Source organism: Thermomonospora echinospora (genome assembly GCF_900108175.1).
GTDB classification, from domain to species: Bacteria; Actinomycetota; Actinomycetes; order Streptosporangiales; family Streptosporangiaceae; genus Thermomonospora; species Thermomonospora echinospora.
The window spans coordinates 140,089-166,092 of the sequence record NZ_FNVO01000002.1; the positions used below are offsets into that span (position 1 = coordinate 140,089).

At 73.8% G+C, this 26,004-nt stretch carries 25 protein-coding genes; 9 read left to right on the forward strand and 16 right to left on the reverse strand.

All coding sequences use genetic code 11. The features are described from left to right. Positions 1 to 41: 41 nt before the first annotated feature. Positions 42 to 1,049 (reverse strand): LacI family DNA-binding transcriptional regulator, encoded by a 1,008-nt coding sequence (locus C4U03_RS04775; protein ID WP_103936423.1) that lies wholly within the window; start codon positions 1,047 to 1,049, stop codon positions 42 to 44. Between the two features lie 130 nt (positions 1,050 to 1,179). Between C4U03_RS04775 and C4U03_RS04780 the strand changes: the two genes are divergently transcribed. Further along, the gene (locus tag C4U03_RS04780; RefSeq protein WP_103936424.1) at positions 1,180 to 2,100 is read left to right on the forward strand and encodes an amidohydrolase family protein; all 921 of its coding nucleotides are present in this window, start codon (positions 1,180 to 1,182) and stop codon (positions 2,098 to 2,100) included. Then, entirely contained in the window at positions 2,078 to 2,575 is a 498-nt protein-coding gene (locus tag C4U03_RS04785; protein ID WP_103936425.1) for a cysteine dioxygenase, read from the forward strand. The genes C4U03_RS04780 and C4U03_RS04785 overlap by 23 nt, the downstream gene beginning before the upstream one ends. A 75-nt stretch (positions 2,576 to 2,650) precedes the next feature. Here the strand turns inward: C4U03_RS04785 and egtD are convergent, their stop codons facing one another. From egtD to egtA, 4 genes are read right to left on the reverse strand one after another with little or no spacing between them, the layout of a single operon-like run. Then, positions 2,651 to 3,607, reverse strand: a complete 957-nt coding sequence (egtD, locus tag C4U03_RS04790) for an L-histidine N(alpha)-methyltransferase (protein WP_103936426.1) — start codon at positions 3,605 to 3,607, stop codon at positions 2,651 to 2,653. Between the two features lie 48 nt (positions 3,608 to 3,655). After that, a complete protein-coding gene (gene egtC / locus C4U03_RS04795) occupies positions 3,656 to 4,387 on the reverse strand; it encodes an ergothioneine biosynthesis protein EgtC (RefSeq protein WP_103936427.1) in 732 nt (243 codons plus the stop codon). Further along, on the reverse strand, positions 4,387 to 5,730 hold the full coding sequence (gene egtB, locus C4U03_RS04800) for an ergothioneine biosynthesis protein EgtB (protein ID WP_103936428.1): 1,344 nt from the start codon (positions 5,728 to 5,730) through the stop codon (positions 4,387 to 4,389). The genes egtC and egtB overlap by 1 nt, the downstream gene beginning before the upstream one ends. Next, positions 5,699 to 6,952, reverse strand: coding sequence for an ergothioneine biosynthesis glutamate--cysteine ligase EgtA (egtA, locus tag C4U03_RS04805; RefSeq protein WP_103936429.1), 1,254 nt, complete (start codon positions 6,950 to 6,952; stop codon positions 5,699 to 5,701). The genes egtB and egtA overlap by 32 nt, the downstream gene beginning before the upstream one ends. A gap of 226 nt (positions 6,953 to 7,178) precedes the next feature. On the opposite strand from egtA, the gene C4U03_RS04810 reads away from it, so the two are divergent. Further along, on the forward strand, positions 7,179 to 8,399 hold the full coding sequence (locus C4U03_RS04810) for an RNA polymerase sigma factor (protein ID WP_103936430.1): 1,221 nt from the start codon (positions 7,179 to 7,181) through the stop codon (positions 8,397 to 8,399). Positions 8,400 to 8,436: 37 nt separating this feature from the next. Here the strand turns inward: C4U03_RS04810 and C4U03_RS04815 are convergent, their stop codons facing one another. Together C4U03_RS04815 and C4U03_RS04820 are read right to left on the reverse strand one after the other, a co-directional pair. Continuing rightward, on the reverse strand, positions 8,437 to 9,609 hold the full coding sequence (locus tag C4U03_RS04815) for an acyl-CoA dehydrogenase family protein (protein WP_103936431.1): 1,173 nt from the start codon (positions 9,607 to 9,609) through the stop codon (positions 8,437 to 8,439). 10 nt (positions 9,610 to 9,619) lie between these two features. Further along, positions 9,620 to 10,726 carry an acyl-CoA dehydrogenase family protein gene (locus C4U03_RS04820; protein ID WP_103936432.1) on the reverse strand — a complete coding sequence of 369 codons (1,107 nt, stop codon included), beginning with the start codon at positions 10,724 to 10,726 and terminating at the stop codon, positions 9,620 to 9,622. A 291-nt stretch (positions 10,727 to 11,017) separates the two neighbouring features. On the opposite strand from C4U03_RS04820, the gene C4U03_RS04825 reads away from it, so the two are divergent. Then, entirely contained in the window at positions 11,018 to 11,602 is a 585-nt protein-coding gene (locus C4U03_RS04825) for a TetR family transcriptional regulator (protein ID WP_200827053.1), read from the forward strand. 12 nt (positions 11,603 to 11,614) lie between these two features. On the opposite strand, the gene alc is transcribed toward C4U03_RS04825, so the two are convergent. Then, positions 11,615 to 12,637 (reverse strand): allantoicase, encoded by a 1,023-nt coding sequence (gene alc / locus C4U03_RS04830; protein ID WP_235017644.1) that lies wholly within the window; start codon positions 12,635 to 12,637, stop codon positions 11,615 to 11,617. A gap of 148 nt (positions 12,638 to 12,785) precedes the next feature. On the opposite strand from alc, the gene C4U03_RS04835 reads away from it, so the two are divergent. After that, on the forward strand, positions 12,786 to 13,700 hold the full coding sequence (locus C4U03_RS04835) for an SDR family oxidoreductase (RefSeq protein WP_103936435.1): 915 nt from the start codon (positions 12,786 to 12,788) through the stop codon (positions 13,698 to 13,700). A gap of 50 nt (positions 13,701 to 13,750) precedes the next feature. Here the strand turns inward: C4U03_RS04835 and C4U03_RS04840 are convergent, their stop codons facing one another. The 7 genes from C4U03_RS04840 to C4U03_RS04870 form a co-directional block, all read right to left on the reverse strand. After that, the gene (locus tag C4U03_RS04840) at positions 13,751 to 14,716 is read right to left on the reverse strand and encodes a helix-turn-helix transcriptional regulator (RefSeq protein ID WP_103936924.1); all 966 of its coding nucleotides are present in this window, start codon (positions 14,714 to 14,716) and stop codon (positions 13,751 to 13,753) included. Positions 14,717 to 14,783: 67 nt separating this feature from the next. Beyond that, on the reverse strand, positions 14,784 to 16,148 hold the full coding sequence (locus C4U03_RS04845) for an 8-oxoguanine deaminase (RefSeq protein ID WP_103936436.1): 1,365 nt from the start codon (positions 16,146 to 16,148) through the stop codon (positions 14,784 to 14,786). Next, the gene (locus tag C4U03_RS04850; RefSeq protein ID WP_103936437.1) at positions 16,145 to 16,618 is read right to left on the reverse strand and encodes a (2Fe-2S)-binding protein; all 474 of its coding nucleotides are present in this window, start codon (positions 16,616 to 16,618) and stop codon (positions 16,145 to 16,147) included. Before C4U03_RS04850 ends, C4U03_RS04845 begins: the two co-directional genes overlap by 4 nt. Next, on the reverse strand, positions 16,618 to 17,493 hold the full coding sequence (locus tag C4U03_RS04855) for an FAD binding domain-containing protein (RefSeq protein ID WP_103936438.1): 876 nt from the start codon (positions 17,491 to 17,493) through the stop codon (positions 16,618 to 16,620). The genes C4U03_RS04850 and C4U03_RS04855 overlap by 1 nt, the downstream gene beginning before the upstream one ends. Positions 17,494 to 17,631: 138 nt before the next feature. After that, positions 17,632 to 18,579 (reverse strand): NAD-dependent epimerase/dehydratase family protein, encoded by a 948-nt coding sequence (locus C4U03_RS04860; protein WP_235017645.1) that lies wholly within the window; start codon positions 18,577 to 18,579, stop codon positions 17,632 to 17,634. Next, positions 18,576 to 19,748, reverse strand: coding sequence for a cytochrome P450 (locus C4U03_RS04865; protein WP_103936440.1), 1,173 nt, complete (start codon positions 19,746 to 19,748; stop codon positions 18,576 to 18,578). Before C4U03_RS04865 ends, C4U03_RS04860 begins: the two co-directional genes overlap by 4 nt. Further along, positions 19,745 to 20,497, reverse strand: coding sequence for a glycosyltransferase family 2 protein (locus C4U03_RS04870; protein WP_200827054.1), 753 nt, complete (start codon positions 20,495 to 20,497; stop codon positions 19,745 to 19,747). The genes C4U03_RS04865 and C4U03_RS04870 overlap by 4 nt, the downstream gene beginning before the upstream one ends. Positions 20,498 to 20,633: 136 nt before the next feature. Between C4U03_RS04870 and C4U03_RS04875 the strand changes: the two genes are divergently transcribed. Beyond that, positions 20,634 to 21,812, forward strand: coding sequence for a cytochrome P450 (locus C4U03_RS04875; protein WP_235017693.1), 1,179 nt, complete (start codon positions 20,634 to 20,636; stop codon positions 21,810 to 21,812). Positions 21,813 to 21,862: 50 nt separating this feature from the next. On the opposite strand, the gene C4U03_RS04880 is transcribed toward C4U03_RS04875, so the two are convergent. Then, a complete protein-coding gene (locus tag C4U03_RS04880; RefSeq protein ID WP_160146907.1) occupies positions 21,863 to 22,282 on the reverse strand; it encodes a PepSY domain-containing protein in 420 nt (139 codons plus the stop codon). A 114-nt stretch (positions 22,283 to 22,396) separates the two neighbouring features. Here C4U03_RS04880 and C4U03_RS04885 point away from each other — a divergent pair, with 114 nt between their 5' ends. From C4U03_RS04885 to C4U03_RS04895, 3 genes are all read left to right on the forward strand, one after another. Next, entirely contained in the window at positions 22,397 to 23,080 is a 684-nt protein-coding gene (locus C4U03_RS04885; protein WP_103936444.1) for a response regulator transcription factor, read from the forward strand. Position 23,081: 1 nt separating this feature from the next. Further along, positions 23,082 to 24,647 (forward strand): sensor histidine kinase, encoded by a 1,566-nt coding sequence (locus C4U03_RS42780; protein ID WP_103936445.1) that lies wholly within the window; start codon positions 23,082 to 23,084, stop codon positions 24,645 to 24,647. A gap of 168 nt (positions 24,648 to 24,815) precedes the next feature. After that, on the forward strand, positions 24,816 to 25,976 hold the full coding sequence (locus tag C4U03_RS04895) for a steroid 3-ketoacyl-CoA thiolase (RefSeq protein WP_103936446.1): 1,161 nt from the start codon (positions 24,816 to 24,818) through the stop codon (positions 25,974 to 25,976). The last annotated feature ends 28 nt before the right edge of the window (positions 25,977 to 26,004 follow it).

Here is a 26,004-nt window from a genome sequence, read left to right on the forward strand (position 1 = left end):
TGTCCGACCCGCCTGACCCGCCTGGCCCGCCGGCGGGTCCGTCAGGACAGGGCGGGGCCGGTGGAGCGGCGGACGCACAGGGTGGGCATACGGACGATACGGCGGCGCCGGGGGGTGCCGTCGACGGCCTCCACCATGACCTGGACGGCCGAGTGCACGATGCCGTCGATGTCCCAGTCAACGGTGGTCAGCGGCGGGGTGAGCAGCTCCGACATCGGATGGTTGTCGTAGCCGCAGACCGACACGTCGCCGGGGACGCTTAGGCCGAGCTCACGGGTGGCCGCGTACACCCCGTAGGCGATGGAGTCGGAGAAGCAGAAGACCGCGGTCGGCCGGCCGGGGGCGGCCAGCACGCCCAGCGCCACCTCGGTGGCCTCGGCCCACGACTGCGGGGCGGTGACGAGCGTGACCTCGACGCCCAGCCGTTCGGCCTCGGCGTTGACGTACACGTCGGCCGGGCGGTCGGGGGTGCTGGCCCGGGTGGAGGTCAGCACGGCGATCCGGCGGTGGCCGAGCTCGCGCAGGTGCTCCAGGGCCAGCGTGACGCCGGCCCGGTTGTCGAAGACCACCTCGCCCTGCGACCGCCCGCCGTGCAGCGCGTCGCCGATGGAGACCACCGGCAGCGTCTCGGCCAGCTCGGCCCACAGCGGGGCGGACGGGTCCAGCGGCTGCACGATCAGCCCGTCCACCCGCTGGTCGCCCAGCCGCCGGGCCAGGACCAGCTCGCGGGCCGGGTCGCCGGCCGCGTCCAGGATCAGCGCGTAGCGGTCGCGGCCGACCAGCGCCCGCCCGATGCCGACCGCCAGCGACTGCTGCCAGTAGTCCTCCAGCGAGCCGCACAGCAGGCCGACCATGCCGCTGCGGCCGCTGGCCAGCGCGCGGGCGATCGGATGGGCCTCGTAGCCCAGCTCCTCGGCCGCCGCGCGCACCCGCTCTTGGGTCTCCTCCGAGGTCTGGATGCCGCGCAGCGCATACGACACGGCCGCAGGAGACAGCCCGGTCGCCTGCGCCACCTCACGGATCGTTGCCCGCTTCCGCTTCTGAGGCACGAGTCACACCCTACGGGGTGCCACCGACAGCGGCCTTTGCCCCCGATTTGACCGATCCTCTTGTGAAACGATTCACTGAATCGGTTAACTGATGCGGTTCAGGATTCCGGTGAAGGCAGGTTCGGCAGCGATGACCAGCGTGGACGTTCACCAGCACGGCTGGGGCCCCGGACTGGTCAAGGCACTACGGCGCCGCCGCGAACCGCCGTTCCTGCGGGACTGGACTTTGTATCTGCATGGTGAGCCGCCGTACCCGGTGCGACCGGCCGACCATGATCCGGCGCGCCGCGCCCGGCTGGTGCGCGACGACGGGCTCGACCGGGCGCTGATCTCACTGTCGTCCCCGCTCGGCGTCGAGTGGCTCCCGCCGGACGAGGCCGAGCCGCTGCTGGCCGCCTACCACGAGGACGCGGTGGCGCTGCCCGAGCCGTTCGGCGCGTGGGCCGCCGCCTGCGTCCGCGAGATCGACCCCGAAGCGCTGGGCCGGGTCCTCGACCGGGGCTTCGCCGGCCTGCAACTGCCCGCCGACGCCCTGGCCGACGCCGCCGGATACCGCCGCTGCGCCCCGCTGCTGGACCTGCTGGAGGCCCGCGGCCTCCCCCTCTTCGTCCACCCCGGCCCGGCGGGCCAGGACGGTCGCGAAGGGCCCGGCTGGTGGGCGGCGATGGTGCCGTACGCGCAGCAGATGCACGCCGCCTGGTTCGCCTTCCGGGCGTTCGGACGGCCCCGGCACCCCCGGCTGCGGGTCTGCTTCGCGATGCTCGCCGGGCTGGCGCCGCTGCACGGTGAACGGCTGGCCGCCCGGGGCGGCGGACGCGGCGAGGTCGACCCGGACACGTTCGTCGAGACGTCCTCCTACGGCCCGCGCGCGGTGGACGCGACGGTGCGGGCGCTGGGCGTAGATGTCATCGTGCACGGCTCCGACCGGCCCTACGCCAGCCCCCGCGAGCCCGACCTGGGCGATGCCGCCCGGCACGCCTTCCGCACCGCCAACCCCCGCCGTCTGCTGACCGGAAAGGAGCACACCGATGGCCCTCGACGGCCTTCCTGAACGCAACCTCGACAGGCGCGAGCTGCAGAAGCTGGTCGACGGGCTGGCCGAGCGGCCCGAGCTGTGGCGCGACCAGGTCGCCTACTCCAGCGACCGGCGGCACTACGCGTCACTGCACCGCGACGAGTACGTGGACGTGTGGCTGCTGTGCTGGACGCCCGACAACGACACCGGCTGGCACGACCACGACGTCTCCTCGGGTGCCGTGCGAGTGGTGTCGGGGGCCCTTAAGGAGTGCAACCCCCGGATCGGCGGCGCCCATCTGGAGACCGTGGTCCCGGAAGGGTCGTCGTTCAGCTTCGGACCCGACCACATCCACCGGCTGGTCGGCGCGGCGGACGCGAGCGTGTCCATCCACGCGTACTCGCCGCCGCTGTGGCGGCTGGGCCAGTACTCCATCGACCGGAACGGCGTGATGCGCCGGGTCTCGGTCAGCTATGCCGACGAGTTGCGCCCCCTGGACGAGGTCGCCTGATCCGCTCGTACATCGCGTGCCCGGGGCCGGGTGACCCGCGCTCGACACGGGTCACCCGGCCTGGCCGGGCCGGGGTCAGGCCGGGCGGGCCAACGACAGGGAGAAGTCGCCGGACTCGTCCGTCCACAGCGTGTCGAGGACGAGACCGGCCGCGGCCAGCTCGGAGGCCAGGCGTTCCGGGCGGAACTTGGCGGAGATCTCGGTACGCATCTCCTCCCCCTCGCCGAACTCGACGGTCAGGTCGAGCCCGCGGACCCGCACGGTCTGCCGGGCCGACGAACGCAGCCGCATCTCGATCCACTCGTTGTCCGGGTCCCACAGCGCGACGTGCTCGAACGCCCCGGGCTCGAAGTCGGCGTCGAGCCGCCGGTTGACGACGTGCAGCACGTTGCGGTTGAACTCGGCGGTGACGCCGCGCGCGTCGTCGTAGGCGCGCACCAGCCGCCCGGGGTCCTTGACCAGGTCGGCGCCCAGCAGCAGGGCGTCGCCGTCGTCCATGGTGGCCCGTACGCCGGACAGGAAGGACAGCCGCTCGGCCGGGGCGAAGTTGCCGATCGTGCCGCCCAGGAAGACCAGCAGGCGGCGCGGCCCGGACGGCAGCAAGTGCAGGTGCTGCTCGTAGTCGGCCACCACCGAGCGGACCGCCAGCCCCGGATAGTCGCGGGCGATCCGGGCGGCCGCGGCGGCCAGGAAGTCGCCGCTGACGTCCACCGGCACGTAGGCGCGCAGCGTGCCCGCCGCCGTCAGGGCGTCCAGCAGCAGCCGGGTCTTCTCCCCCGAGCCGGCGCCGAGTTCCAGCAGCGTCTCGGCGCCGGTGGCCGCGGCGACCTCCGCCGCGCGGGCGCGCAGGATCTGCCGCTCCCGGCGGGTGGGGTAGTACTCCTCCAGTCCGGTGATCTCCTCGAACAGCGCACTGCCCCGTTCGTCGTAGAACCACTTGGGCGGCAGCGTCTTCGGGGAGGCGGTGAGCCCGTCCCGGACGTCCTGGCGCAGCGCCTTCTCGAGATCGTCAGTGGTCAGGAAGCGATCCACCGTTTCCTCCTCAGGGTGTGGGGCCGGTCGGTGCGACGCGGGCGGGCGTCACAGTGAGGTGACCCGGACGTCGGTGCGGTCGGCCAGGACAACGGAACGGTCCGGCACCTTCTTCCAGCCGGGGTCGTCGTCCAGCGGTTCGGAGGAGACCAGCACCCGGCCGGGGTCGGCGCGTACGAACAGCGAGTCGCCCCAGGTGGTGGCGGCCAGCGCGGTGCCATCGGCGGCCAGCAGGTTGTAGCTGCCCGCCGACAGCCCGGCCACGGTGGTGACGGCGGCGGCCAGCCCCTCGGCGAGCGGGGCGCCCTCGCGCCAGCGCCGCGCGGCCAGCGCGAAGACCAGCGCCGAGTCGACCGGGGCGCGGGCGTCCGGGACGGCGGCCAGGTCCCCGGCCAGTTCCCGTAGCTTGCCCTCGACGCCGTCAAAGTCCTCGACCCTGCCGTTGTGGCTGAACAGCCGCGCGCCCGCCCGGAACGGCTGGGCGCAGGACTCCTCCACCGGGAAACGGGTGGTGGCCGAGCGGATCGCGGCGACCGCGCAGGAGGCGGTCACCGCCCCGGCGATCTCCCGGAACGAGTGGTCGGTCCAGATCGGCTGGGCCCGCCGGAACCGCACCGCCCGCTCCTGGTGGAACCAGCCGACGCCGAACCCGTCGGCGTTCAGCAGGTTGCCCCGGGTCATCCGCGGCGCGTACGACTGGACCTCCAGCGAGTGCGGGCCGTCGAAGATCAGGGACTCCAGCGTCCGGGGCGGGCCGAGGTAGCCCAGGTGGCGGCACATCAGCGGGCCTCCGTCGCGTCGCGGGCGCACCGCAGGCCGGTGAAGATCTGCCTGCGGATCGGGTAGTCCCAGTTGCGGAACGTCCCCCGTACGGCCAGCGGGTGGGTCGCCCAGGAGCCACCGCGCAGCACCTTGTACTCGGGGCCGAAGAAGACCTCGGAGTACTCCCGATAGGGGAACGCGCGGAAACCGGGGTAGGCGGCGAAGTCGGAGGAGGTCCACTCCCACACGTCGCCGAGCATCTGGTGCACGCCGTAGGCGGAGACCCCTCGGGGGAAGGAGCCCACCGGAGCCGGACGCAGCCGCCGCTGCCCCAGGTTGGCCCGGCCCTCCTCATAGAAGTCCCCCCAGGGGAAACGGCGGGAGCGCTGGGCGTCGGGGTCCCATCGGGCGGCCTTCTCCCACTCGGCCTCGGTGGGCAGCCTCTTGCCCGCCCATCGGGCGTACGCGTCGGCCTCGTACCAACTGACGTGCTGCACCGGCTCGTCCGGCGGCACGGGCTCGACGCGGCCGAAGCGACGTCTGAGCCACTGACCGTCCTCGCGGGTCCAGAAGCCCGGTGCCCGCCGCCCCTTGGCGGAACGCCACTCCCATCCCTGGGGATGCCACCAACGGGCGTCGTCGTAGCCGCCCGCCTCGATGAAGGCGATGTAGGCGTGGTTGGTGACCGGCGTCGTGTCGATGTAGTAGGCGGGCAGGTCCACGATGTGCGCCGAGCGTTCGTTGTCGTACGCCCACGGGTCGTCGGAGGTCCCCATCTCGAACGGCCCCGCCTCGATGAGCACCTCCGGGGGTATCGCCGGGTCGCGGACGGGCGGCACCGGCCCGTCCGGCTCCAGCAGGGCCGGCGCGCCCTTACGGAGCTGGTGGGTGGCCAGCATGGTCTCGTCGTGCTGGTGTTCGTGCTGGACGACCATTCCGTAGACGAACCCGCCGGCGGTCAGCGGGTCGTCCTCGCGCAGGCGCACCTTCGGTAGTGAGTCCAGCACCCTGGCGCGCACCGTCGCGACGTAGGCGCGGGCCTCCTCGGGAGGTAGCAGGGGCAGCGACGGGCGCTCGGCCCGCGGATGCTCGAACGCGTCGTACAGGCTGTCGATCTCCGGGCGCATCGGCTCGACGCCCGCCGCGGCCCGCAGCAGCCACAGCTCCTCGTAGTTGCCGATATGGGCCAGGTCCCACACCAGCGGGGACATCAGCGGGGAGACCTGGGCGGTCAGCTCGGCGGCGTCCAGCACCTCGGTGGTCAGCCCCAGACTGCGGTCGCGGACGGCGTCCAGCTCGGCGGCGATCAGCTCCTTCAGGCCGTGCTCGTCAAGCCCGTCGGTGGTGGTCAGCGGCGCCACGTCGGTTCCTCCTAGGCGTCAGGACGGGGGTCGAGGGGTCGAGGTCGTCGGCCGGGCAGCGGCCCCGGTCGACGTAGCGGCGGGCATAGCCGGCCACCAGCGGAACGAGATCGGCGGCGCCCAGCCGGGGCAGTGCCTCCAGCGCCGCCGCGAAGCAGCGGCGGGCGGCCAGCGCCAGGGCCGGGTCGGCCAGCGCGTCGCGGGCGGCCGCGGCCCAGCGTCCGGCCACCGGGCGGGCGGCGTCCTCGGCGGTGCGCGTCGCCTGCGGGTCCTCCAGCAGAGCGGTGGCGACGGCGACGGGCACCGGCCAGTACGGGACGGGCAGCGCGTCGATCATGCGCAGCTCCAGCCAGCCGCGCGGCCGTACCGGCGGGAACAGCGTGGACAGGTGGTAGGTGAGGTCTTCGAGGTCGGGCTCACCCTTGTCGAGCCACTGGCGAAAGGTCATCCCGGGCGCCCCGGTCCAGCCGTCCGCGGAGCCGGGCCGGGGGCGCATCAGCATGACGGGCGCGTCGAGGGCGTACCGCGCCCAGGCGTCCCTGGGGTCGGCCGTCTCCTCGCCCTCGTCGAGGACGGGCAGAGTGCGGCAGGGATCGAGCGCGTTCCAGATCGCCTGCCGGGTGGAGCGCAGGCCGGTGCGGCGCCCGGCCCGCAGCGGCGAGTTGGCGAACGCGGCGACCAGCACCGGGCCGAGCGCGTGCGCCAGCCGCCACCTGCGCAGCGTGTCGGCGGGATCGGCGCCGATGTCCAGGCAGACCTGGACAGAGGCGGTGCTGCACATCATCGCCAGTCCCGCGGACTCGAAGCCGCCGTGCCTGAAGTAGTCGCGCATACAGCCGTAGCGGGGGTGGTCGGCCTGGAAACGGGGGCTGCGCACCGGATCCACCCCCCGGCCCGCCAGTTCCAGGCCGTCGGCGGCGAGCCGCTCCCGCACGCACGCCAGGTCCCGCGACAGCGCGGCGTGCAGGTCCATCAGGCCGCTGAACGGCGGCGTGCTGAGTTCGAGCTGGCCGCCCGGCTCATAGGTGACGGTGCTGCGGCCCGGCAATGGCCCGGCCCCGTCCACCACCGCGCGCACCCGGTCGACGGCGACATGCGCGCGGGGATCGCGCCGATCCACCACGAGCCACTCGGTCTCCGCCCCGACCTTGCCGGGCGGGCCGTTCTTGAAGCAGACCCCTCGTACGTGCTCGTAGACTTCCGCGACGGTCAGCCGGCTCATCTCGTGCCATCCCCCTTCGGGTAACGGTCACGGAAGTTCCCTGCTGAACCGGATCAATAATCCGCATATCGCCCGAAATCTCCGTGAACACGACACGCCTTGCGCGGATCGGTCCCAAGGCTTTGCAGACGTGACGGGGTGCGCTAAGGTCCGGACTCCACCGGTACGCTCTGTAGTGCCCCTTCGTCGCGTTCGCGCCGTTCTCCCCCGCAGAATCGGAGGTCACATGCCGGGGACCCCGGAGGCCCTGTACGACGCGCACGCCGCCCGTCTCCACGCCTACTGCTGGTCGCTGGTGGGAGAGGACGCCGACGCGGCCGTCCGCGACACGTTCGTCGCGGCGATGCGGCATCCGCCGCGCGGTGACGCGGTGCTGTGGCTGTACGCGCTCGCCCGCTCGGCCTGCCTGGACCGCGGTGCGCCGGACCGCCCCTTCGTCCCCGGGACGCACCCGGACCCGCTGCTGCGCGCGGCGGCGGGGCTGCGGGCCGACCACCGTGAAGTGCTGGTGCTGTCGGCCGGCGAATGGCTGGACGAGCCCGACATCGCCCTCGTGCTGGGCGTCGCGACCGACACGGCCCGGCAGTTGCTGCAGGCCGCCCGGACCCGGCTGGAGCGGGCGGTGCTGGACCGGCTGATGCGTGAGCCCGGCTCCCCGTACCACTCGGAGATCATCACCGCGTTCGAGAAGGGCACGCTGCCCCGGCTGCTGGCCCGCCGGGCGCCGGACCGGCCGCCGGCGGCGCTGCGCGAGCAGGTGCTGGCCGCCTGCGCCGCCGAGATCGAGCAGCCGCTGTCCACCCTGGCGTTCCCCTCCCCGCTGGTGGCGATCGGCCCGGCCACCACCCGGCCGGCCGCCTCCCGGCGGCGGTCCAGGGGCCTGGGCACGGTGGCCGGGCTGGCCGCCTCGGCCGCCGCCGCGGTCGGCCTGATCGCCGCGTGGGCGGGCGCCAAGGACGGCGGGGAGCGGCTCACCGCGCTGAACCCGTCCGCCGGCTACGGCTCGGAGTCGGCCACGGCCGGGCCGGTGACCTCGCCGGACCTGGCCTCGTCGGACCCCGCCGGCACGGCCGGCACCGGGCCGGCCGGCGCCGACCCGAAGACCTCCGCCTCCAGCCCGTACGGCCTGACGCCGCCGGTCCCAGGCGTCCAGCCCGCGGACCCCGGCACGCCGGCGCCGGACCCGGACGAGGCGTCGCCGACACCGGACCCGTCGTCCCCCCTGCCGACGCCGGACCCACGGACCCCGACGCCCCCGCCGAGCCCGGAGCCCGACGATCCGACCTCACCGGCCCCGGACGAGGGCGAGGGCGAGGACGACAAGGACAAGGACGAGGGCGGGCCGCTGCGGCTGCCGATACCGACGCTGCCCCTCCCCTCAGGGACGTCCTCGCAGGCCCCCGGGCCGATGCCCGCCCCGACCGCCAACCCCTCTCCACGGCCGTAGCCGCCCGCCCGGCGGCGCCGGCCGCCGGTGCGTCCGGTCAGCGCGGCGCCCGGGGCAGCCCGAGGCCGAGCATGGCGATCAGCTCCCGCTGGATCTCGTTGACCCCGCCGCCGAAGGTGAGCACCAGCGCGCCCTTGGCCAGGCGGTCGAGCCGCTCGACGAACTCGGCCGTGGCCGGGTCGCCGGGGTCGCCGTACCGGGCCAGCACGTCGCCGATGATCCGGCCGATCTCCTGCATCCGCTCCGAGCCGTAGATCTTGGTGGCCGAGGCGTCCGGGGCGCCCAGCCAGCCCAGATCCTGGTTCGCGGCCACCTGCCAGTTCAGGAACTCGTTGACGCGCAGATAGGAGTACACCCTGGCGACGGCGCGGCGCACCTCGGGCTCCTCGATCAGCGGCCTGCCGTCGCGGCCGGCGGTGGTGCGCGCCCACCCCGCGAACTGGTCGTAGGCGCGGCCGAGGTTGCCCGCCGGGCCAAGCGTGACCCGTTCGTGGTTGAGCTGGTCGACGATCAGGTCCCAGCCCCGGTTCTCCGCGCCGATCAGCCGGTCCACCGGCACCTTCACGTCCTGGTAGTAGGTGGAGTTGGTGTGGTGGCGGCCGTCCATGGTGATGATCGGCGTCCAGGAGTAGCCCGGGTCGCGGCAGTCCACGATGAGCATCGAGATGCCCTTGTGCTTCTTGGCGTGCGGATCGGTGCGCGCGGCCAGCCAGACGTAGTCGGCGTGGTGCGCCCCCGAGGTGAAGATCTTCTGCCCGTTCACCACGTAGTGGTCGCCGTCGCGGACGGCGGTGGTGCGCAGCGCCGCCAGGTCGGTGCCGGCGCCCGGCTCGCTGTAGCCGACGGCGAAGTGGCACTCGCCCCGCAGGATCCGCGGCAGGAAGAACGCCTTCTGCTCCTCGGTGCCATGCTGCAGGATCGTCGGCGCCACCGAGTTGAGCGTGATGAGGGGGTAGGGGACCTCGGCGCGGGCAATCTCGTTGGCGAAGATCTGCTGTTCCATGGGGCCGTAGCCGCGCCCGCCGTACTCCTTGGGCCAGGCCACGCCGAGCATCCCGGCGGCGCCGAGCCGCCGGCAGTGCGCCATGTAGGCGGGCCCGAACGGGTCGGCGGAGATCTCGGCGCGCTCCTCGTCGGTCAGGCAGCCCTGGAAGTACTCGCGCAGCTCGGCGCGCAGCCGCTGCTGCTCCTCGGTCAGGTCGATGAACACCCGGCGGCTCCTAGTCGGTCGCGGCGATCGCGTCGCCGATAGCGTCGAGCTGTGCCTCGGCGCCGCCGAGGAGGTGCCCGTAGTGCTTGCCCCACGCGAAGTACCTGTGCAGCGGATAGGTGACGTCCAGGCCGATGCCGCCGTGCAGGTGCTGGCAGGTGTAGAGGGCCTGCACCACCGGACCGCAGGCGTTGTAGGCGGCGACGGCCAGGACCTCGTCGGTGTCCGGGGCGCCCTCGGCCAGCCGCCACACGCCCGCCCACAGCGCCACGTCCAGCGCCCGCTTGGCGATGTAGACGTCACCGATCTGCATGGTGACCGCCTGGAAGGCGGCCAGCGGGCGATCGAACTGCTCACGGGTCTTGACGTACTCGGTGGTGAGCTTGAGCGCGCCCTCGATGACCCCGGACGACAGCGCCACCGCCCCGGCGACGGCCGAACGGCGCAGCGTCCGCCAGGCCCGGCCGTCGGCCTGTCCGCCGAGCAGCGCGTCCTCGTCCACCCGGACGCCCGTGAGCGCGACCCGCGACATCGGCTCGCCGGTGGCCGCCAGGTGCGGGCCCAACTCGGCCGCCGCGGGCTCGACCAGGAAGACGCCGACCCCGGCGCCGTCCACCCGGGCGGGCACCAGGATGCGGGCGGCCTGCTCGGCGTAGGGGACGAAGGTCTTGACCCCGTCCAGCACGTAGCCGTCGCCGTCGCGGCGGGCTGTGGTACCCACCTGCGCGGTCAGGCCCTGCTCGCGGCAGGCGCCGGTCAGCACCGTCCCGCCGTCCACCAGTCCCGCCAGCAGCGCGCGCTGGCCGGGCGTGCCGTGCGCGGCGATCGGCACGGCGGCCAGGGCCAGCGAGGCGTACGCGGGGACGGGGGCGGCATGGGCGCCGATCTCCCGTAGGATCACCGCCAGCTCGACGGGCCCCAGCCCGGCCCCGCCGGCCTCCTCCGGCAGGCAGGCCCCCAGCAGCCCGGCCTGGCCCAGCGCCTTCCAGACGCCCGCCTCGAACGGGGCGTCACCGGCGTCGTGGGCGTCCAGCCGCTCGGGGGTCGCCTCACGTGCCAGCAGGTCGGCGGCCAGCCCCCGCAACTCCCGCTGGGCCTCGTCGAGATTGAAATCCACGCAGGCACTCCCTCCGGCGAACGGCCCTCGGGCGGAAAACTAGAACAGATTCTAGTTCCTGTCCAGAGGCCGTACCGGCGCCCGGCCGGTCCGGGTTCACCGCGCGTGTCAGGGAAGACCGACATCCCGGACGCCCCTTGCCCGCTCCCGGCAGGGACACCGGCAGATAACGCGTTCTCGTGAGCCCTGTAGGCTTGACCCCGGCAGTGAGAAGCACGTTCCTCCATGTTCCACCACCCACCCAGCGGAGGACACCAGGCAGGAAGGCCCGCGACAGTGACCGCAGAGCCGATGACGGACGGACGGCGACAGCCGGCACGCTCCCGCAGCCAGCAGGAACGCCGCAAGAAGATCATAAAGTCGGCGGCGGCGCTGGCCTCCCGGGGCGGTGTCGAGGCGATGCAGATGCGCACCGTGGCCGAGCGGGCCGGGGTCGCGCTGGGCACCCTCTACCGCTACTTCCCCTCCAAGATGGACCTGGTCGTCGCGGTGGTCGATGAGGAGCTCGACCTGCTGGAGGGCAGCATCGCCAAGCGCCCGCCGCGCAGCAGCACCCCCGCCGAACGGGCGCTGGACGTGCTGACCCGGGCCACCCGCGGGCTGATCCGCGAGCCCGAGCTGACCGAGGCGCTGATCCGCGCACTGATGCTGACGGACCTGCCGGTCGCCTTCGGCGACCGGATGACCACCCTGCTGCTGCACGCCGCAACCGGGCAGGACGAGCCGATCGCGGTCGACGATCCGCGCTGGGCGAAGGCCAGGGCGCTGTCCAGCGCCTGGATCATGGAGATGATCGAGCTGCTGCGCGGCCGCTCGGAGGTGGACCAGATCCACGCCCGGCTGGAGATCGCCGCCCACCGGCTGATCGACTTCTAGACGGGCCGGCGCTCAGCCGCCGCCGAGCCGGGCCCAGCGCTCCCGCAGCGCCCGCGCCCCGGACGGTGACAGGTCCCCCAGCAGCCGCAGCCGGGCCATGCCGCCGTCCGGGTGGACGTCCAGCCGCACGTGCGTGGTCTCGGGGGCGTCCTCGATCCGGAACCGGTGCCGCAGGTCGGGCTGCAGCCGGGTGCGCTCCAGCAGCGGGAACCAGCGGCCGGGGTCGGCCCGCTCGTCCATCCCGGACAGCGACGCCCAGCCGGGCGCGTTGAACCGCAGGTTGCCGGTGTCGAGCTCGGCCAGCCGGACCACCCCGGCGGCGGCCAGCCGGACCACCGCCCAGTCGTTGCCCGCGCCGCGGCGGCGGGCGGTCTCCCAGCCCTCGGCCTGGGTACGGGCGAGGCCGGGGAAGAGCATGTTGCCCGGCGAGGAGTAGAACTCGTCGGAGCAACCGGTCACCCGGGCGCCGTTCTCCAGCGCCGCCAGGTCCACCGTCAGCCCGGCCAGCGGTCTCGGATCGGGCACCACCTCGCCGTGCACCCGCAGCCGGGCGACGCCGCCGTCGGGGAACACGTTGAGCCGCACATGGGTGAACCGCCGCTCCACCTCGACGGGGAAGAAGTGGGCCCGGTCGCCCTCCAGCGGGCTGCGAGGCACGATCTCCACCCAGCCGGCCAGCTCGTCCGGCGCCGGGTATCCCTCCGCCGCGCACGCCTCGACCGAGGCCAGCGGCGGGAAGTTGCCCCGGAACCAGGCCGTGTCGATCACCACGCCCCGGATCACGCCCGGCAGGCCGAGCCGGACCACCGCCCAGTCGTGCCCCAGCTCGCCACGGGCGTCGGGACGGCGCCGCCGGGTCTCCCACCCGTCGTACTCCTGCCCCCTGGGCCCGAACGTGCCGGGGCTGAACGTCGGCGCCCACGGGTTGACCAGGTTCTCCTTCACCGCGAACGCCTCGTCGCTGGCGGCCACCACCGACCCGCCCAGCGAACGCACCGCCAGATCCGGCAGCGCGGTGAACCCGTTCTCGATCACCCTCCGCAGTGTCGCACGGCCGGGCGCCGGCTCCGGGGGGCGGGTGACCGGCCCCGAGCAGCCCTCAACGGCCGCGGTGGCGGCCCCGCCGAAAACCGGCCGGAAAGCCGGACATCGGCTGTCAGGTTTCGCTGGCAGTCTCAGCGGCATGAACGACACGCTGAAGGGAAAGATCGCGCTGGTCGCGGGCGCGACACGGGGCGCGGGCCGGGGCATCGCGACCCAGCTCGGCGCCGCCGGGGCCACCGTCTACGTGACCGGGCGCACCACCCGTGAACGGCGCTCGGAGATGAACCGGCCGGAGACCATCGAGGAGACCGCCGAGCTCGTCACCGCCGCCGGCGGCCAGGGCATCGCGGTGCCGTGCGACCACCTGGACCATGACCAGGTCCGCACCCTGGTCGAGCGCATCGACCGCGAGCAGGGCCGCCTCGACGTGCTGGTCAACGACATCTTCGGCGGTGACCACCTGGCGGACTGGAACGCCAAGCTGTGGGAGCACTCCCTCGACGACGGCCTGCGGCTGCTGCGGCTGTCCGTCGACACCCACGTCATCACCAGCCACCACGCCCTGCCACTGCTGCTCAAGCACCCCGGCGGGCTGGTCGTGGAGGTCGGCGACGGCACCACCGAGTACAACGACGGCCACTACCGGGTCTCATTCTTCTACGACCTGGCCAAGGTCTCGGTGAACCGCATGGCGTTCTCACTGGCCAGGGAGCTGGCCCCGCACGGCGCGACGGCGGTGGCGCTGACGCCGGGCTGGCTGCGCTCGGAGCTCATGCTCGACCACTACGGCGTCACCGAGGCCAACTGGCGGGACGCACTGGCCAAGCAGCCCCACTTCGCCATCTCCGAGACCCCGGCCTTCGTGGGGCGCGCCGTGGCGGCGCTGGCGGCCGACCCCCAGGTGGCGCGCTGGAACGGGCAGTCGCTGTCCAGCGGCCGGCTCGCCCAGGTCTACGGCTTCACCGACGTGGACGGCAGTCGCCCCGACGCCTGGCGCTACGTCGTGGAGGTGCAGGACGCCGGCAAGCCCGCCGACGTGACCGGCTACCGCTGACCGGCGCGGCCGGCCGCCCGGCGCACGCCGCAGGCGGCCGGGCGGCCCGCTCACCGCCGATAGAGCAGGCCCATCCGCCGGGCGGCCTCGGCCATGCGCTCCCGCAGCTCCGCAGGGTCGAGCACCTCCACCTCGGGGCCCAGCCTCAGCAGCTGGGTGTAGGCCACGTCCACGGATTCGACGGGCAGGCGGGTCACCACCCATCCCCGCTCGTCGGGTTCCCCGGCCGCCTCCAGCGCCCACCGAGCCGCCGGCGGCTCGACGGAGTACCGCAGCGCCCGTGCCCCCGCTGGGCTGAGCCGGATCGTGACGGCGTCGGTCAGCAGCGACTCCACGAACTGCGCCGCCCGCTCCGCCCAGAACCCCCTCAGGTCGAACGTCTCGTCGCGCTCGAACGAGACCCCGGTGGGCTCCACCGCCGTCACCCGGCCCACCCGGTACGTGCGGTAGTCGCCGCCGACCAGGGCCACCAGGTACCAGATGCCGCCCTTGAGAACGAGCCCGTACGGGTCGGCCGTCCGCGTCACCTCCCGGTCGCGCCGGTAGCGCAGGACGACGGTCTCGTCCTGCCAGACCGCCCGCGCCAGCGCGGCCAGCAGCGGCGGCGGCTCAGCGTCGCCGAACCACCCGCCGACGTCCAGGTGGAACCGCTGGCCCGTACGCGCCGGGGCGTCCTGCAACGAGGGCGGCAGCGCCGCCAGCACCTTCAGCCGCGCGGTCGCCACCGCGTCGGCCAGCCCCATGTCCTCGGCCGGGCCGGGCAGTCCCGATAGGAACAATGCCTCGGCCTCCGCCCTGCTGAGTCCGGTCAGCCGCGTCCGGTACCCGTCCACCAGCCGGTATCCGCCCCGCCGCCCCTGCTCGGCGTACACCGGGATGCCCGCGCCCGACAGCGCCAGCACGTCCCGGTAGACGGTCCGCTCGGAGACCTCCAGCTCCTGCGCCAGCTCGGCGGCCGTCATCGTCCCCCGCGCCTGGAGCAGCAGTACCAACGACACCAGCCTGGACGCGCGCACCCGCCCATTCTCGCGGCCCATGGCCCTCCTACGGCGAGGGGGCGTCGGTGACCACTGTCTCGCGCCGCTACAGCACGTCCTCCGCCAGACGCATCAACCGGCGGTGGGCGTCGGCACCGCGGCGGGCCACCTCGTCCTGGGAGACGGTGACCAGGGTGTCGTCGGCGACCACCGTCCGGCCGCCCACCAGCAGCCGGGCCAGCGGCGGGGTCTGGCCGTAGGCGAGCGCCACCACCGGGTCGTCCAGCGCAGCATGGAAGCCGTCGACGCGCCACAGGGCGATATCGGCGAGCTTGCCGGGCTCCAGCGTGCCGATCTCGTCCTGCCTGCCCAGGCAGCGGGCGCCGCCGAGGGTGGCCATCTCCAGCGCCTGCCGCGCGGTGAGGGCGGCCGGGCCGTACCGGGCGCGCTGCATGTACATGGCCTGGCGGATCTCCCCCGCCAGCGGCACCATCTCGGCCGAGGCGGCGCCGTCCACGCCCAAGCCGACCGGGACGCCCGCCGCCAGCGCGTCGGCGACCCGCGCGATGCCCGCGCCGAGGCGGGCGTTGGAGCTGGGGCAGTGCGCCATCCCGGTGCCGGTGCCGGCCATCGTGCGGATGTCGGGATCGTGCAGGTGGACGGCGTGGGCGTACCAGACGTCGGGGCCGAGCCAGCCCAGCGTCTCCATGTACTCGACCGGGGTCATGCCGAACCGGTCCCGGCAGTACTCCTCCTCGTCCAGCGTCTCGCTCAGGTGGGTGTGCAGGCGGACGCCCCGGCGGCGCGCCAGCTCGGCCGACTGGACGAGCAGCTCCTTGCTGACCGAGAACGGCGAGCACGGCGCGACGGCGACGCGCAGCATCGAGCCGGACGAGGGATCGTGGTAGCGGTCGATGGCGGCCTCGGTCTCGGCAAGGATCGTGTCGAGATCCTCGACCACCTCATCCGGGGGCAGCCCGCCCTGGGACCTCCCCCTGTCCATCGAGCCCCGGCACGGGTGGAAGCGGACGTGCAGCTCGGCGGCGGCCTCGACCTCGGCGGCGAACAGGTCGCCGCGCCCCCTGGGGAAGATGTAGTGGTGGTCGGTGCTGGTCGTGCACCCCGACTTGGCCAGCCATCCCAACCCGGCCGCGGCGGCACCGTGGACGACCTCGGCGTCCATCTTCGACCAGGGTCGGTAGAGCGTCACCAGCCACTCGAAGAGCGTGCTGTCCTCGGCCAGCCCCTGGCTCGCCCACTGGTAGAGGTGGTGATGGGTGTTGACCAGGCCGGGGGTGGCCAGGCATCCGGCCGCGTCGATCCGCTCGTCGGCGCCGTCGCCGGGCGCCGGGCCCGGGCCCACGGCCGCGATCCGGTCGTCCTCGACGAGGATGTGCCCGCCGTCGTACTCCTGCCCGGCGACGGTCACCACGTAGGCGTTCTCGATGGCGATCCTCACCCCGCGCCTCATTCCGCGCCCGTCTTCCGGGACGCGGCCAACCGCACGGCATCCAGGATCTTCTCGTAGCCGGTGCAGCGGCACAGGTTGCCGGCCAGCGCCTCCCGGATCTCCGCGTCGGACGGGTCGGGCCGGCGGGCCAGCAGGGCGTGCGTCTGGACGATCAGGCCGGGCGTGCAGAACCCGCACTGGACGGCCCCGCATTCCACGAACGCCTCCTGGACGGGGTCGAGCCGCCCACCGTCGGCCAGCCCCTCGACGGTGCGGACCTCGCGCCCCTCCACCTGCCCGGCCGCCACCAGGCAGGCGCACACCGGCGCACCGTCCAAATAGACGGTGCACGAGCCGCACTCCCCCTGCTCGCAGGCGTTCTTGGCGCCCGGCAGGCCCATCCGTTCACGCAGCACGTACAGCAGGCTCTCGCCCTCCCACACATCGTCCACCGACTCCCGCGAGCCGTTGACGGTGAAGGTCACCCGCATCACGACCTCCCTGTTCCGGCCAACCGGTCCTGCCATGCCCAGGTCAGCGTCCGGCGGGCCATCACCGCCAGCGCGTGCCGCCGGTAGGCGGCCGTCCCGCGCACGTCGTCGATCGGGGCGGCGGCCCGCCCGACCAGCTCCCCGAACCGCTCGGCGAGCCCGTCCGGCAGCGAACGCCCCCAGGCCGGCTCACCGGCCAACTCGCCGGCCAGGAACTCCTCGGCCTCGGCCGCCCGCAGTGGCGTCGGCGCCGCCGACCCGATCCCGGTGCCCACCCGGCGCTCGGCGGGATGCAGGGCGATCGCGAACGAGCACACCGCGATCACCATCGCGTTCCGCGTCCCGACCTTGGAGAAGTGCTGGGGGCCCTCGGCCGGCCGCAGCCACACGGCCCGGATCAGCTCGTCGTCGCGCAGCGCGGTGCGCTTGACGCCCAGGTAGAACTCCTCGGCGGGGATCATCCTGACTCCCCCGGCCGCCGACTCCACCTCTACCTGCGCGCCCGCCGCCAGCAGCGGCGGATGGCAGTCCCCCGCCGGGGAGGCCGCGCCCAGGTTGCCGCCGACCGTGCCCCGGTTGCGGATCTGCGGCGACCCGACCGTCCGGGCGGCCTGCGCCAGCCCCGGCACCCGGTCGCCCACCTCCTCGATCAGCCGGGTGTACGGCAGCCCCGCGCCGATCCGCAGCCGCCCCTCCGCCATTTCCCACTCCGCCAGTTCCCGCACCGGATTCAGATCCAGCAACGCCCCCGGCCGGCGCACCTCGAAGTTGATCTCCACCATCACGTCGGTGCCCCCCTGGATCGGCACCGCGTCCGGGCGCCCCGCCCTCAGCGCGAGCGCCTCCTCCCAGCTCAGCGGACGTAGGAACTCCATCCCTCCAGGGTCGTCCGCCGGCCCGCCCAGGTCGACCCTCCAATCTCCAAATCACACGCTCGAAAATGGGCACATTTCACGATTCATCGCCCCGAAGCCACTGCCGAACAGTCCGGATTTCTGTGGCATCGGTGTGGCTCACCAGGTGGCGGCGCCCGTGAGAGAGGTGGGGGCGGGGGCGTAGCCGAGGATCTCGCGGGCGGCGGTGATGTCGAGGGTGCGTTCCACGGCCAGGTGGCTGAGGGCGTAGCGGGTGAGGCGGGGTGGCCGGGGACGGCGGGCGGCCAGGAAGGCGCCTTCGACGGCGGAGGCGAGCGGCCACAGCGCCTTGAGCGGGAGGTAGACGGGGCGGGCCCTGATCCCCCGCTCGGCCAGGATCTGCCGGAGCGCGTCGTCGAGGACGACGGGGGCGGCGTCGGTGATGTTGAAGACTCCCGTGCCGACCGGGCCCGTGGCGGCCAGCAGGCACGCCTGGACCAGGTTGCCGATCGAGGTGAGGCTGATGCGCTGCCGCCCGTTCCCCACGGCGGGCAGCAGCGGGCCGCGCACCGCCGACAGGACGCGCGGCAGCAGGGTGGTGTCGCCGGGGCCGTAGACGGCGTGCGGGCGCAGGATGATGGCGGGCCGCTCGCGCATGGCGGCCAGCACGGCGCGTTCGGCGGCGGCTTTGGACGCGCCATAGCCGTTCAGGTAGCGGGTGACCGGCGCCTCCGGCTCGCGGGCCCGGACCGTGGGGCGGTAGGGGTCGTAGACGCTCGCCGTGCTGACGTGCACGAAACGCGAGGTGGGAAAGGAAGCCAGGACGTTCTTCGTGCCGTCCAGATTGGTGCGGAAGAAGTCCTCGATCGGGCCCCAGTCGGTGACGCTGCCCGCGCAATGGACGACCGCGTCCACCTCCGGTGCGTCCGAGAGCAGGCCGGTGGTGATGTCCCACGAGCGGTACGGAGCGCCCCCGACGTGTTCGGAGGGCGTGTGTGCGCGGCGGCCGTAGGCGAACGTCTCGACGCCCCGTCCGGCCAGGGCACGGCAGACGGCCCCGCCGACGAAACCCGAGGCTCCGGTGACGGCGATCCTCATGGCCCTCATGACCGGGCCTTCCGGCGGATGACGAAGCGGCGGTAGGTCGGGATGAGCACACCCCGCGCGGCTCGGCGGTGGGTGACGGTGAGGGGTGCGGCGTCCAGCACCGTCCGGGCGACCGCACGGACCTCGGCCATCGCCAGCGGATAGCCGAGGCAGAAGTGGGGGCCCGCGCCGAACCAGAGGCGGCGCAGTTCCGGCGGATGGACGAGGTCGAGATCGAACGGGCCGTAGGCGCGGCAGCAGTTGTGCGTGGCGATCAGCACGCGGTCTCCGGGACGGACCGGCACGCCGCCCACGGCCGCCGGGACGTGGACGCTGCGGAGCATCACCGGGGTCGGGGTGACGACCCGCATGGCCTCCTCCAGCGCCGGATCCAGCAGGGATGGGTCGGCGGCCACTCGTTCCAGTTCGCCGGAGTCGTGCAGCAGGGCGATCAGGCGCGGCACCAGCGTGGCCACCGTCTCGGTGCCGGTCAGGAAGAACGCGCCGGCGGCGCCCCTGGCTTCCTCCTCCGACAGGCCGAGGCCCCGCATCCGCCCCATGACCGTGCCCTCGTCGCCGGAGGTGTAGGACTCGGCGGCGATGTCGCCGAGGGGGTCGAGCACCCGGCGGGCGCGCGCCACCTGGGACGGGGAGAGGCGGCGGGTGCGCAGGCTCACCATCGCCACGATCCGCTCACCCTGCTCGAACAGGTGCCGGTAGCCGTCCGCGTCCCGGGCCTGGAGGCCGATGACGTGGCCGATCACCGTCCCGGCCATCACCCGCATGGCGTCCACCAGATCAACCTCGCGGCCCTGCTCCAGCCGCCCGGCCAGGCGCGCCAGGGGCTCGGCGAGCACCCGCGCGCAGAGGCGTTCGGTGTAGGCGGGGGTGAAGAGGTCCGTCAGCTTGCGGCGCAGCGCGCGGTGGGCCTCGCCCTCCATGTTGAGCAGCACGGACGGGCCGAGTACGGGGGTCCACAGGTCACCGGGTGAGCCGGGGCCGTCCTTACGGAAGGTCTCCCCGTCCAGCAGCACCTCACGGGCGAGCGCCGCGTCGTTGACGACGACGCCCACGCCCGGCACCCGTACGGCGGGCCCGCGCCGGGCCAGCCCGCGCAGCAGCGGATAGGCGAACGGGTGCGCGGCCAGGTAGAGACGCCGTTCCCACCGGTCGGCCGGGGCGATCCTCATCGGATGTCCACGACGTCGGGCGTGTAGCGGTGGTCGGCGTACCAGCCGATGGTGCCGAGCAGCCCGTAGGCCCGCAGCCGCCGCACCGAGCCGTACACGACCATGTCCTTGCGCAGCCCGTAGGCGCTGGTGAGCCTGCGTACGCGGTTGTGCAGGGCGCGGTCCTCGTGGACGTCCTCGATGCGGGCGCGCGGGAAGCCTCCGGCCTGCTCGTACAGGGCGGCGCTGATCGCGACGTTGCAGCCGGGCATCATCAGGTACGGCCCCAGGTAGCCGGGGCCGGCGTTGCCGCGCCGGTAGCGCCCGGCGAGCGCGGCCACGTTCAGCACGGCGGGCAGCAGGTGGCGTTCCCACAGCTTGAGGGGGAACTCGTCGGTACGGGGGCGGAGCGGGCCGCTGACCATCTCCAGCCCGTCCGCGAAGGCCCGCCTGACGGCCGCGGTCCAGCCGGGGTGCGGCAGGCAGTCGGCGTCGGTGCGGGCGACGTGCGTGGCGCCCCGCTCGATGGCGTACCGGACGCCGGTGTCGGCGGCGGCGCCCGTGCCCTTCTGCGGCTCGGTGGCCAGGCGCAGGTCGAGGCCGGGATGCCCGGCGGCGAAGTCCCGGACGACTGCGGCGGTGGCGTCGGTGCTGCCGTTGTCCACCACGACCAACGAGAAGTCCCGGTCGGTCTGCTCGGCCAGGCGGCGCAGCGTCGCGCCGATGGAGCGCTCCTCGTTGTAGGCCGGCACGGCCACCCATAGGTTCACCTGGGAGAAGGTACAGAATCGGTCCCGGTTCGACATGAGTGCCCGTACTCGGTCGCATTGAGTCGAATCGCCCTGTCGCACCGCGTCGCCCGGTGGCAGGTTCGCACGGATGCCCTGTTGGAGGAGGTTTGTGTTGGTGAACGGCGTAAGGCACGCGGCACGGTACGAGGCACGGCTGCTGTGGTCGGGGAACCCGGGTCTGTACGCCCTGCTCCAGGCGGCCAGGCACACCGCGCCGATCCAGCGGTTTCCCAAACTGGGCTGGGTGGTGACCGATCCGTTGCTGGCCCGCCGGGTGCTGAACGACTCCGCGCACTTCGGCATGGCCGGTGAGGGCGGGGTGGGCCATCTGTGGTCCCAGCTCTTCGGGGAGGAGATGGCCCAGTTCTTCGGCGGCGCCCGGCACACCGAGGTGCGCACCCGCGCCCGCGACCTGTTCACCGAGGAGGGCGCCCGCACCCTGGTGGAACGCTGCCAGGGCGCGTACCACCAGGCGCTGGCCGAGCGGCTGGCGGCGGGCGGCACCGTGGACGTGGCGGACGCCACCCGGGTGCTGGCCGGGCGGACGGTCGCCGACCTGCTCGGGCTACGGCTCGACACGCCCTCCGACGACGCCTACCGGGAGATCTTCGCCGCCGGGGAACGGCTGGCCGCCCTGGCGATGGGTACCACCGCCTCGACCGTGCTGCCCGCCGGGGTACTGCGGCAGGCCCGCGCCATCGTGACCGACATCACGCGCGGTGTCGAGGAGGGCTACCGGACGGCCGGTCCGGACACGATCCTGGGCCGCTGCCGCCAGATGGGGCTCGGCCTGCCCATGACCCGGGGGCTGGCGACGCTGCTGGCCATCGCGGGCACCGAGACCGGCGCCTCCGGGACCTCCCGCACGGTGGCGCTGCTGCACGACACCGGGCAGCAGGCGGCGCTGCTGGCCGATCCGGGGCTGATGGCCAACACGGTCCGCGAGGGCCTGCGGGTCGCCACCCCCGCGCCGGTCATCGGGCGCAGCGTGACCAGGGACGCGGTCGTCGGGGGGCGGCGGCTGCGGGCGGGCGAGCGGGTGCTGCTGCTGACCTATCTGGCCGACAACGGCGCGGGCCCGTTCGACATCCGGCGGGAGTACGTGTCACAGACCCGCCAGTTGTGGTTCGGGGCGGGACGGCACCTGTGTCTGGGGGCGGCGGTGGCCCGTACGCAGGTCGCCCGGATGCTGGAGACGCTGACCGCGGCGGGGCCGTACCAGATCGTTGCGCGCCGTCCGGCCCGCCGCGTCCTGGTGCCCACCTACGCGAGTCTGCGGGTCCGGGCGGCCTGAGCCCGGGGGCCGACGGCACGGGCCGCCGGCCCCCGGGCCGGCCATCACGATCAGTCGTCGTCGTTGTTGCCCTTGTTGCCGTTGTCGTCGTCGTCGTTATCGTCGTTGTCGTTATCGTCGTTGTCGTTGTTCTCGACCTCGTTCTGGACGACCTTGCCGCTGGTGGCGTCCACCACCAGTTCGCGCTTGGTGCCGTCCTGGCCCTGGACCTCGACCTGCCAGACGGGCTTGCCGTTCTCTTCGTCGAGGTCCGCCTCCACGACGGTGCCCGGGGCGGCCTGGAGCGCGGCGGTCACGGCCTGCTCGATCTTGACGCGGACGTCCGGCGCGCTCGTCGCACCGGTGGCGGGCTTGGGGGCCGGGTCGTCGTCGGCCGTGGCGGCGAGGGCGGCGCCTCCTCCGGCCACCAGCGCGGCGGCGGCGACCCCGGTCAGCAGCAGGCGGCGGCCGGTCGGCAATGCACGTTTCATGGCATTTCCCCTCAGTCGTACGGTTTCTGACATGACCGACAGTGCCCGGACGATCCTGAAGCCACGCTGAAGCGACCTGAAGCCTTCTTCAGGTACGGATGGCAGCCTGGAGACATGCGGTTGCTGATCGTGGAGGACGAAAGGCGCCTGGCGAACTCGCTGGCGGCCGGGCTGACGGCCGAGGGGTTCGCGGTGGACGTGGTGCACGACGGCGCCGAGGGCCTGCACCGGGCGACCGAGGACGACTACGACCTGATCGTCCTGGACATCATGTTGCCCGGCATGAACGGCTACCGGGTCTGCGCGGCGCTGCGCTCGGCCGGGAACGACACCCCGATCCTGATGCTCACCGCCAAGGACGGCGAGTACGACGAGGCCGACGGGCTGGACACCGGCGCGGACGACTATCTGACCAAGCCGTTCTCCTACGTGGTGCTGGTGGCCCGGATCCGTGCCCTGCTGCGCCGCCGTACCCGGGGCGGCGCGCCGGTCATCGCGGTCGGCGACCTCGTCGTCGATCCGGGCACCCGGCGGGTGCGGCGCGGGGACGTCGAGGTGGAGCTGACCGCCAAGGAGTTCGCCGTGCTGGAGCAACTGGCGGTGAACGCCGGCCGGGTGGTGTCGAAGACGCAGATCATCGAACATGTCTGGGACTTCGCCTACGACGGCGATCCCAACATCGTCGAGGTCTACGTGAGCGCGCTGCGCCGCAAGCTGGACGCCCCGTTCGGCCGCCGCTCGATCACCACCGTGCGCGGCGCCGGCTACCGGCTGGTCCGCGACGGCGGGGGCGGCTGAGATGCGCCTGCTGCCGGCCTCGGTACGGGCCCGCGCCGCGCTGTCGGCGGGCGCCGTCGTGCTGGTCGCGCTGGTGGCGGCCGGGCTGGCGGTGCTGCTGACGCTGCGGGCCAGCCTGGTCAGGGAGGCCGACCTGCAGTCGGAGGTGACCGCGCGGGAGGTGGCCGCGCAGATCGCCGTGGGCACGCCCGTCTCCGGGCTGAGGCTGCCGGACGCCGACGACCACCCGGTGCAGGTGATCGGGCGGGACGGCCGGGTGCTGACCTCCCAGCCCGACCTCGGGCAGGTCCACGGCCTGGACCTTCCGGCCCCGTCGCCCGGGGTGCGCGACAACGGCGACGACTCCCGCGACGACGACTTCGATGACCACCGCGACGAGGACGAGCCGGGGCACGGCCAGGTGTCCACCGAGGTGCACCACCGCGACGGCACCGCGACGGTCGAGGGCGAGCGCACCGCCTACCGTTTCGCCCTGGTGGAGGCGGCCCCGCCCCAGGGCCAGGTCGTCACCGTCGTGGCGGGCACCCGGCCGGAGACCGACGTGGTGGGCACCGTCAGCCGGGCGATGCTGGTCGGCCTGCCGTTGCTGCTGCTGGTGGTGGTGGCGGTGACCTGGCTGGTCACCCGGCGGGCCCTGGCCCCGGTGGAGGCGATCCGCGCCGAGATGGCGGAGATCACCGTCGCCGGCGACCTGACCCGCCGGGTGCCGGTGCCCGACTCCCGCGACGAGGTGGCCGACCTGGCCGTGACCACCAACCAGACCCTGGCCGCCCTGGAGCGCTCGATCGAGCGGCAGCGCCGGTTCGTCGCCGACGCCTCGCACGAGCTGCGCAGCCCGATCGCCTCGCTGCGCACCCAGGTGGAGGTGGCCGACGCCCATCCGGGACTGCTGAACACCGGTGACCTGCTGGAGGACATCGTCCGCCTCCAGCACCTGGCCGCCGACCTGCTCCTGCTGGCCCGCCTGGACGCCGGCGAGCGCCCCCGCCCGCAGCCGGTGGACCTGGCCGGCCTCGTCCGCGAGGTGCTGCGGCAACGCGCCGCCACCGACCGCGTCCCGGTCCGGGCCGTCCTTGAGCCGCCGGGTGACACCGGTCGGCCGGCCGCGGACGGCGGCCTGGCGGCACGCCCCGAAGCCGGGCCCGCCGATGCGGACGGCCCGGCAGGCGGCCCGGCGGGCGGCCCCTCCCGTGAGGCCGGCCGGGGTGCGGGTCCGTGGGTGCGGGGAAGCCGGGGACGGCTCGGGCAGGTGCTGGGCAACCTGCTGGACAACGCACAGCGGCACGCGGCGGGCGCGGTGACCGTCACGCTCGGCACCCGGGACGGGCGGGCGGTGCTCCAGGTGGCCGACGACGGCCCCGGGGTCCCGTCGGCGGAACGGGAACGGATCTTCGAGCGGTTCGTCCGGCTGGACGACGCCCGGGCCAGAGACGAGGGCGGGGCCGGGCTGGGCCTGGCCATCGCCCGCGACATCGTCCGGGCGCACGGCGGAACGCTCACCGTCCGGGACGCCCCGGCGGGCGGCGCGCTGTTCGAGGTGCTGCTGCCGCTCGGCGGGCGCCCCTGACCGCGAACGGCCCCGGCCGGCGACCTCGGCGGCGAAGGGCCGGGGCAGGGGACGGGGTCGGGTCCGCCGGGTCGCGCCGTCCGGCCGCACGGTACCCCGGGCTTCCACACCGAAGCTAGAACAGGTTACAGTCAGGAAAGTGAACTTCATTCTAGTAAGGAGGGCCGCATGGCCGAGCCGGTGATCGTCGAAGCCGTCCGGACGCCGCAGGGCAGGCGCGGCGGGTGGCTCGCCGGGCTCAAGCCCATGGCGGTGCTGGCGCACGCCCTGGACGCGCTGGTGCAGCGCTCCGGCATCGACCCCGCCGAGGTCGGGCAGGTCTTCGCCGGCTGCGTCACCCAGGCCGGCGAGCAGGGCGGCCATCTCGGGCGGCACTCCTGGCTGTACGCGGGCCTGCCCTGGCAGACCGGGGTCACCACGATCGACGCGCAGTGCGGCTCCAGCCAGCAGAGCGTCCACCTGGCCGCCGCGATGATCGCCGCCGGGGTGGTGGACGTGGCGGTCGGCTGCGGCGTGGAGGTGATGAGCCGGGCGCCGCTGGGCAGCAACGTGCTGCCGGCCAACCCCCGGCCCGACGACTGGTCGATCGACCTGCCCGACCAGTTCCAGGCCGCCGAGCGCATCGCCGCCCGGCGCGGGCTGACCCGTGCGGAACTGGACGCCTTCGGGGTGCGCTCGCAGGCGCTGGCCGCCAAGGCGTGGGCGGACGGCCGCTTCGACCGCGAGGTCGCCCCCATCGAGGCGCCGGTACTGGACGCCGAGGGCGCGCCCACCGGCGAGGTCCGGACCGTCGACCGCGACCAGGGGCTGCGCGAGACCACCGCGGAGGGCCTGGCCAAGCTCCGGCCGGTCATGGGCGAGGGCGCGCTGCACACCGCGGGCACCTCCTCGCAGATCTCCGACGGCGCCGCCGCGGTGCTGCTGATGTCGCGCGCTAAGGCCGAGGCCCTCGGGCTGCGCCCGCGCGCCCGGATCCGTGCGCAGGCGCTGGTCGGCGGGGAGCCGTACTACCACCTCGACGGCCCGGTCCAGGCGACCGAGCGGGTGCTGGCCCAGGCCGGCATGACGATCGCCGACCCCGACCTGTTCGAGATCAATGAGGCGTTCGCGTCGATCGTGCTGTCGTGGGCCCGGGTGCACGAGCCCGACCTGGACAAGGTCAACGTCAACGGCGGCGCCATCGCCCTCGGCCATCCGGTCGGCGCCACCGGAGCACGGCTGATCACCACCGCGCTGCACGAGATGGAGCGTCGGGACGGCTCCAGCGCCCTGGTTACCATGTGCGCCGGCGGTGCCCTGTCCACCGCCACCATCCTCGAACGCTGCTGAAAAGCCCCCCGCACGGGGATCCCAGAGA